Raw genomic sequence first — 5608 nt, 5'->3', positions numbered from 1 at the left:
TTGGCATACCGGCAGTGACCCTCAATCGTTCGGGGATTGCGCTGGCTGAGCAGTTGATCACGCTGCAGCGTGGAGACGTATTGATCATGATGGCGCAGAAGTCTGCACATCGTGAAGGTCTGACCACGTTGAAAGAGGCAAAGCGCCTGGGTATGCCAGTGATTTTACTGACTCATGCCACTGATTCGGTGTTTGCTAAAGAAGCCGATGTGATCATTAATGTGCCACGCGGTGGTGAGAATGGCCGTATGCCGCTACATGGCACTGTGCTGGTGTGTCTGGAGATGCTGATTCTTTCGGTCGCTTCTGCCACATCTTCGCGTACGGTTAAAACCATGAAACGTATTCAGGATTTTAACCGTTCACTTAAACCGACCAGCAAGAAGTAAAGGTCAACGCGCTTTGCGCCACCTTTCCAGACCGTTGCTGTTAACCAGCCAGATCGAGAACACAATCAGCAGCGCAGCGCTGATAAAGCCCTGGTTAATTTGTTCACCCAGCACCAGCCATCCCCAGAAAATGCCGAAAGGGGGGATCAGGAACGTCACGGTCAGGGTGCGTAACGGGCCGATATCTGCCAGTAAGCGGAAGTAGATAATGTAGGCCAGCGCGGTGCAGATAAACCCTACTGCCAAAATGCAGGCCCAGACTTCAGGTATTTGCCAGTTGGCCGCCGGGGTTTGCGGTGCGCTAAAGGCGAAAAACGGCAGCAGAAACAGCGAAGCGCCCAGTTGGCTGCCGTAAGCCACTTTGGTGGCATCCAGTCCGCCACGCGATCCAATCCAACGTTTAGCCAGAAAACCGGCAAAACCGTAGCAGAGTGTGGCTACCAGACAGGCCAAAATACCCAGCACCAGTGCTTGCGACATCACCACTTCGCCGGTGGTGCTGATCAAGATGATGCCCGTGAAGCCTGCGACCATACCCAGCACTTTGCTGACGCTGAGCTGTTCGTTGAAGAAGGCGGCACCAATAATCACGCCCATTAATGGCGTAGTGGCATTAAGAATGGCGGAATAGCCTGCCGGCAGCACGCGCGCCGCCAGGCAATACATCAGAAAGGGTAATCCAGAGTTAATCACGCCCAGCAGCATCGCCCATCCCAGCTTGCCCTCAAAACAGCGTGGAATACGCATGACAGCCATCACTATCAATAAGCCAAACGCGCCACACAATACCCGCAGAAACGCGGTATTGATGGCTCCCAACGCAGGCACTGCGATACGCATGAAGAGAAAACTGGCACCCCAGATAGCCGCCAGCAGTAACAGTCGCAACGAGTCCGATGTTCGCATTTTTAATATTTATTTGCAGTTGAGAAGGGCTGACATCATAGCAAAGATTCTTAACTGTCGCAGGGGGCGCAGAGTGCTATGTTAATCAGGGATTGGGTACTTTTGTTGAGTGAAAACAGCGAGGGATTGTTATGCATTGGGAGTCAGAACGGCTGCTGTATCGTCCTATTGAGCGGTCAGATTTACAGGCGTTGTTTCGTATCTATGGCGATGCCAGAACTCATCAGTTTAATCCGCGTGGGCCTTACCAGAACATTAAGCATGCCCGGGAGGTGCTGCTGCGCAGAATCAAGGATCGGGCAATTCACGGGTTCGATGATTGGGTGGTGGCAGAGAAATCCGCACCGGAGAATGTGATTGGTTTTGGCGGTGTGTTTGTCAGCGAGTTTAACGGCCGCCGCACCAATAATCTTGGTTATCGTTTTGCTCCCGAAGCTTGGGGAAAGGGCTTCGCCACCGAGCTTGCACTCCGCGCGATTCGTTATGGTTTTGAAGAGTTAAAGCTAGGCGAAATCGTCGGTGTGGTGAGGGAAGATCATGCTGTTTCACGCCGCGTACTGGAAAAAGCCGGGTTGACGTTTCTTGAGCGAGTGTTCAACCCGCAAGACCCACCGGCACATTTGATGTTCAATATTACCCGTCAACAATGGAGAGAAAAAAATAAGGGCATGCCTGAATAAGTGCATTAGCAACTTGGCACGGGCGGCGGGCTTAGGGCCGTAATGCTTGTTAGTTAAGCGGCTGGCTATAACGCAGGCTGGGGCCGCACCGGGGCTGGCGGTCCTCGCGCCGCTACGCGTTGCCTTCACTTCACTCGTCTGCCTTACGGACCGGTGCCGATGGAACATCCATGTTCCAGCGCCACCTTTCGCCCGCGTCCTGCGGGCTCTCCTGGCATACTCGCTCAGCTCAGCGCTGCGGAATGCCAGCCCCGGTGCGGCCCCAGCCAGCTCATCAGCTTCAGTGCGAGTTGTCAAAAAGGGCACATTGCCTGAGGCCATGACGCCTCTGCTGCACCCAGAGTTCTTAACTGATGAGCACTGCAGTGCCCTAAAGCCGCTATTGATAGCGCACCATTTTGATTACCACATTGCTAAGCATTGAACCCTTAATGTAGTATTTAGGAATTAATCATTTCCTATATCGAGTTGAGCATGTCACTGCCATCTTCTCAGCCACGTGAACGCGGCCGTCCACGTCAGTTCGACCTTGATACGGCACTGGACCGCGCCATGCTGGTATTTCGCGAAAAGGGTTATCACAGCGCGTCGATTAACGACCTGAGCGCAGCGATGGAACTCACCGCAGGTAGCATATACAAGGCTTTCCAGGACAAACGTGGTCTGTTTTTACAGGTGTTTACCCGCTATACCTCGTTACGTAATCAACATCTAAAACGCAGGCTGGAACAACAGCCAAATGGCCGGGCACGCATCGCCGAGTTACTGCGTTTTTATCTTGAATCCGCCACGGATATTGAAGGGCGACGGGGATGTCTGGTGGTCGGCAGCGCCATTGAGTTGCAGGTTCTTGATCAGGAGCTGGCCGAATTGGTGCGAGCTGCGTTACAACGTAACTTAAAATCTATTACTTCTTTACTTGAGCTGGGTCAGCAGGATGGCTCTATCAACCGAAAACATAATGTGCAGGCGTTGAGTGGCATTCTGTTATGCCTGGTGTTGGGCATGCGAGTGGCGGGCAAAATGCAGGATTTCCCAGCACACGATAATTTGGTCGCGAATGCATTAACTCTGCTCGACTAAATTTTTTAACTAATAAGGAAATAAGCATTTCCTAAATTTGCGGAGAACGAGATGAACGCTTCAGAACTCAAACCCACGGCTCGTTGGTCTGAACCGTTAACGGGTTTACCGGGGTTTTGCCACGGCTACGCGTCAGTTGACGGCGTCAGACTGCATTACGTTAGCGGCGGCAATCAACAAGGTGAAACGTTGGTGTTATTTGCCGGCTTCCCGCAAAGCTGGTTTGCGTGGCGTCAGGTGATGGCCAAGCTTGCTGAACACTACTTTATTATTGCGCCAGATTTACCCGGTCAGGGTGATTCCGATAAACCCTTTGCCGGTTACGATACGGTCTCACTGGCGACAAAGGTACAGGGCTTACTGCAACAGCTCGCCATCAATCGATATTATCTGGCAGCGCACGATGTCGGGGCTTGGGTTGCTTGGCCGCTTGCTTCGTTGTATCAAGATCAAGTGATGAAGTTGGCGCTGCTCGATGCCGGTATTCCTGGCGTGACCTTGCCCGATGCGCTGCCCGCCACGCCCGATAAAGCCTGGAAGACCTGGCATTTTGCTTTTCATTTACTGCCGGATTTGCCAGAGGCATTGATTGAAGGGCGAGAGGAGATTTATCTCGAATGGTTCCTGAAACGTAAAGCCGCCAGTCCGATGGTGTTTACTGATGAGGATATGCAGGAATATACCCGCTTATTGCGACAAACCGGGGCAATCCGTGCGGGCATGGCGGCCTATCGAGAAGTGAGTGTCTCTGCCGCGCAAAATCGAGAACGCTTGCAAGAGGAGGGCAAGCTGACCCTTCCGCTGCTGGCGGTGAGTGCCGACCAGGGATCGATTCCCGATATGGCCGTTCCGCTAAGAGAGTTCGCTGCCGATGTCACGGGCATAAAAATAGCGCACTGCGGTCACTTTATTCCAGATGAGCAACCGCAGGCGCTGGCCGAAGCGCTGCGCGCGTTTTTTAACTAAGCGCGCAGACTGGCGATCTCAACACGTTCACCGCGCGCGGAAGATTGCACCATTGCCTCTATGATTTGCTGATTTTCGAGGCCAAAGCGGAAGTCCGGGAAGCACCCGGCTTCGCTGCTGAGGCCTTTGATCAGGTCATAAATTTCAATCACTTTAACGTCGAAATAACCTAAGCCCCCTCCGGCAAAATCAAAGCCAAAGAAGCCGCCGAACTGTTCCACCTGCGAACCAGCATAAATGGTCTTGAAGCCACGATCGTGTTTGGCATCGCCATAGCGGGCGATCTTTAATTCATTAAAACGCTCACCGTCCATGATGATGGTGCCTTCGGTGCCTGATACTTCCCAGGCGATGCCGAATACTTTGCCTGCAGAGATGCGGGAAGATTCAATCACGCCGCCAGCACGATTTTCGAAAGTCACCAGCGCCTGGAACTGATCGTCGTTTTCGACTTTCAGGCGCGCGGCATCTTTATCCGCCTGAGCACCGTAGCCGGAGCCACCACCCGCTGCCGGACGCGTCTCAATAAACAGCTGTTCCTGACCGACCACGCTTTTAATCGGCCCCATCAAATATTGCGCCACGCTCACAACGTGCGAACCTAAATCACCCAGTGAACCGGAACCCGCCTGTTCCCGTGAGCAGCGCCAGCTCCATGGCAGGTTCGGATCATTAAAGAAGCCCTGATCAAACCAGCCGCGAAAACGGGTCGGCGTACCAATATCGCCACGATCAATCATCTGTTTCGCTAACTGCGCCGCCGGCGTTTTGATGTTGTTAAACGCCATGATGGTTTTCACTCCTGCACGTTCGGCTTCCTGTGTCAGGGTTTGCGCTTCCTGCAGGGAGACGGTGAGGGGCTTTTCACAGTAAACGTGCTTGCCTGCGCGGATCGCAGCCAGCGCCATATCGAAGTGCATGCTGTTGGGCGTGGTGATATCGACAATATCAATCTCAGGATTATTCACCATCGATTGCCAGTCTGCCGTGCTGTGCTGAAAACCGTAACGACGCGCGGCTTCTTCAGCCAATGCTGGCGTCGCATCGGCCAGCGTATGCAACACCGGTTGCAGTGCCAGATTGCGATATAACAAACCTGCGCGACGCCATGCATCGGCATGTGCCTGTCCCATGAAACCCGATCCAATCAGACCTACGTTGAGTGTTTTTCCAGCCATGTCGTGCTCCTTATGCGTTCGCAGGGTAAATGTGTTGTGCAACGTAGCGCTGTGCACGCGTGACGGTAGCCAGTGGTGGGGCTTTGGCCGGATCTTGCTCGGCTTCGACCACCATCCAGCCCTGATAACCACTGTGAGCGATAAACTCCGCCAGTGGCCGATAATCAATGCCGCCGTCGCCAGGCACGGTGAACATGCCTGACAGCACTGCCTCGTTAAAGGTCATTCCTGATGCGCGCACTTGCTGCAGGCGATCCAAACGGACATCCTTGAGGTGTATATGGCAGATGCGATCGGCAAATTCGTCAATCAGTTGGGTGTAGGAAAAACCGGCGGCGGTAGCGTGACCGGTGTCGAGCAGCAAACCTACAGAAGGAGTGCAAGCGCTGAGCAAGGCACGAATTCG

At 53.5% G+C, this 5608-nt stretch carries 7 protein-coding genes; 4 read left to right on the top strand and 3 right to left on the bottom strand.

Going from position 1 to position 5608, the window contains the following annotated elements; translation table 11 throughout:
* Nucleotides 1–389: MurR/RpiR family transcriptional regulator (locus tag PSSD_RS25270; RefSeq protein WP_153011515.1), on the top strand; the 389-nt coding region annotated here is incomplete at its 5' end.
* A gap of 3 nt (nucleotides 390–392) precedes the next feature.
* On the opposite strand, the gene PSSD_RS25265 is transcribed toward PSSD_RS25270, so the two are convergent.
* Complete coding sequence (locus PSSD_RS25265; protein ID WP_058974154.1) at nucleotides 393–1295, bottom strand: DMT family transporter; 903 nt, start codon at nucleotides 1293–1295, stop codon at nucleotides 393–395.
* A 131-nt stretch (nucleotides 1296–1426) separates the two neighbouring features.
* On the opposite strand from PSSD_RS25265, the gene PSSD_RS25260 reads away from it, so the two are divergent.
* The 3 genes from PSSD_RS25260 (at nucleotide 1427) to PSSD_RS25250 (ending at nucleotide 4024) form a co-directional block, all read left to right on the top strand.
* A complete protein-coding gene (locus PSSD_RS25260) occupies nucleotides 1427–1975 on the top strand; it encodes a GNAT family N-acetyltransferase (protein WP_058974153.1) in 549 nt (182 codons plus the stop codon).
* A 474-nt stretch (nucleotides 1976–2449) separates the two neighbouring features.
* Nucleotides 2450–3058 carry a TetR/AcrR family transcriptional regulator gene (locus tag PSSD_RS25255; RefSeq protein ID WP_058974152.1) on the top strand — a complete coding sequence of 203 codons (609 nt, stop codon included), beginning with the start codon at nucleotides 2450–2452 and terminating at the stop codon, nucleotides 3056–3058.
* A gap of 51 nt (nucleotides 3059–3109) precedes the next feature.
* Nucleotides 3110–4024 carry an alpha/beta fold hydrolase gene (locus PSSD_RS25250; RefSeq protein WP_058974151.1) on the top strand — a complete coding sequence of 305 codons (915 nt, stop codon included), beginning with the start codon at nucleotides 3110–3112 and terminating at the stop codon, nucleotides 4022–4024.
* On the opposite strand, the gene PSSD_RS25245 is transcribed toward PSSD_RS25250, so the two are convergent.
* Together PSSD_RS25245 and PSSD_RS25240 are read right to left on the bottom strand one after the other, a co-directional pair.
* Nucleotides 4021–5202 (bottom strand): Gfo/Idh/MocA family protein, encoded by a 1182-nt coding sequence (locus PSSD_RS25245; protein ID WP_039327927.1) that lies wholly within the window; start codon nucleotides 5200–5202, stop codon nucleotides 4021–4023. The two genes, PSSD_RS25250 and PSSD_RS25245, sit on opposite strands and share 4 nt — an antisense overlap.
* A 10-nt stretch (nucleotides 5203–5212) precedes the next feature.
* Nucleotides 5213–5608: TIM barrel protein (locus PSSD_RS25240; protein WP_153011514.1), on the bottom strand; the 396-nt coding region annotated here is incomplete at its 5' end.

This window comes from Type-D symbiont of Plautia stali (assembly GCF_001485335.1).
Taxonomy (GTDB): Bacteria; Pseudomonadota; Gammaproteobacteria; order Enterobacterales; family Enterobacteriaceae; genus Pantoea; species Pantoea vagans_C.
The sequence above is the reverse complement of the archived record's forward strand: the minus strand, read 5'-3'. Positions and strand labels throughout refer to the sequence as shown.

Bases quoted from the DNA above. Each gene is read 5' to 3' on its own strand.
- PSSD_RS25265 (WP_058974154.1), bottom strand. From the start codon at position 1,295: ATGCGAACATCGGACTCGTTGCGACTGTTACTGCTGGCGGCTATCTGG.
- PSSD_RS25260 (WP_058974153.1), top strand. From the start codon at position 1,427: ATGCATTGGGAGTCAGAACGGCTGCTGTATCGTCCTATTGAGCGGTCA.
- PSSD_RS25255 (WP_058974152.1), top strand. From the start codon at position 2,450: ATGTCACTGCCATCTTCTCAGCCACGTGAACGCGGCCGTCCACGTCAG.
- PSSD_RS25250 (WP_058974151.1), top strand. From the start codon at position 3,110: ATGAACGCTTCAGAACTCAAACCCACGGCTCGTTGGTCTGAACCGTTA.
- PSSD_RS25245 (WP_039327927.1), bottom strand. From the start codon at position 5,202: ATGGCTGGAAAAACACTCAACGTAGGTCTGATTGGATCGGGTTTCATG.